1 protein-coding gene is annotated in these 243 nt (G+C 73.3%); it reads left to right on the top strand.

The features are described 5' to 3' along the window. Positions 1-16 precede the first annotated feature (16 nt). On the top strand, positions 17-166 hold the full coding sequence (locus tag JI664_RS24325) for a hypothetical protein (protein ID WP_414707761.1): 150 nt from the start codon (positions 17-19) through the stop codon (positions 164-166). Positions 167-243 lie beyond the last annotated feature (77 nt).

A 243-nucleotide genomic window follows, 5' to 3' on the forward strand; every position in this document is an offset into this window, starting at 1 on the left:
CGCGCCCTCGGCCTCGATCCGGCAGGGCGGCGATTTCGAGGCCCGGCCCGGTCAGAGCGTCACCATCGCCGAGACCGAGCTGGTCGGCCCCCGCGCGGGCCAGCAGGTCGAGCTCGCCATCCGCTATGGCGGCGAGCGCCAGAGCTGCCGCCCGTCCGCGCTGTAACGCGCGCGCCGATCCTTCCCTTCAACGCGGTCCGGCGCCTGATTTTCAGCACCCAGACCTTTCCCGCCGGACCGCAG

It is taken from the genome of Rhodobacter sp. NTK016B, from assembly GCF_017303295.1.
GTDB lineage: Bacteria > Pseudomonadota > Alphaproteobacteria > Rhodobacterales > Rhodobacteraceae > Pararhodobacter.